Origin of the sequence: Sphaerospermopsis aphanizomenoides BCCUSP55 (assembly GCF_001586785.1) — a bacterium.
GTDB lineage: Bacteria > Cyanobacteriota > Cyanobacteriia > Cyanobacteriales > Nostocaceae > Sphaerospermopsis_A > Sphaerospermopsis_A aphanizomenoides_A.
Genome location: NZ_LUFH02000223.1, coordinates 1 through 1243, shown reverse-complemented (window position 1 = coordinate 1243; position 1243 = coordinate 1). Strand labels below are relative to the sequence as shown.

Annotated in this window: 1 protein-coding gene; it reads right to left on the bottom strand. The window is 29.9% G+C overall.

The annotated features are described in order from the left end of the window. The coding region (locus A0J48_RS26405) for an AAA domain-containing protein (RefSeq protein WP_200327538.1) at window positions 1-1243 on the bottom strand (1243 nt) is incomplete at both ends.

Sequence of the window (1243 nt, the reverse complement as noted above, 5' to 3'; positions counted from 1 at the left end):
GAAATGATTAATTCCGCATTAAATCTTTCAATTATTTGTGTTAGCTTCTTAGCTAAATTTTGTAATTCTTGATTTTGTTCTTTGATTTTTTCGATGTTAACAATCTTTTTTACCCCAGACAAAAGTTTCTCATTTTGCTGCTGATAATATTCCCAATATTCTAAAGATTTAGATTGAATGGATTTTTGCCAATTTAAAATAGCTTTTTCTATTTCAAACTGTCTAGCATCTTCTTCAATTTTTTCTTCTCGTCCAATTCTAACACATTTAATTTCCTTACTGGAAATACGAGAGAGTCTAGTTAATACGTTATCTACAGCAACATTAGATTGAGATGAAATTAGTATTTTATCGTTTGGATATTTATCAAAAATTTGCAATATAATCTCAGTAATAACGGAAGTTTTACCTGTACCTGGTGGACCTTGAATAAGAAAAATATCTTCAGTTGCAAGAGCCTTACAGACAGCAAGCTGTTGTGAATCGTCAAGTTTATCATTAAAAAATTGTCGAATTAATAAAGGTTCAATTTGTTTAACATTTGCTGGAGCGACTATTACTTTACACAACTCAGCATTTTCGGAATCACCATATCGAATTTCTCTCAAAGCTTTACGTCTGCGCTCTATTTCAGATTCTTGAGCTTTGAAATTTGTTTCAACTTTCCCTTTATCCAGTATAGCATCTATAATTTCATAATCACAAAAGTCACCAATACTAATGTGCAGTTTTTCGATTAACTCGGCATTATTTGCTTTTTCTCCATCAACAATTTTACCAATTCCCCAATCTACGGTTCTTTGTTGATTAGATTGGGATAATTTTCTTACGGAAATTGTCACATCCAATGCGGGAGATGTAATTTGATCAAATTGTTCAATAGAGATGGGTTTTTCTAATGTTAAAATTAAAATTTGTCTTTGGTTATCAAAATATTTTTCTTTGTATTGAAAAACTTGTTTTTTATCGCTAATAATTTGTTTCTCAATGTCAATGACAGATTGCCATTGTTCAAAGGTTAATGCGAGAACTTTATTATCTTCAATTTCATTGGTTACTTTTTGTTCTTTTTCCAAAATAAGATTTATTAACTCAGTCAAATCAGTGCGTCTTCTGGGACTAGAGTTAGAGCCGATATTAATAATAGGATCTACTTTAATATAAACTCCATTTTCAATGATTATTTCCTGTGATTTGAAATTTGTGAAATCAGGTGAATTATATAAAACTATTTCATCAGGTT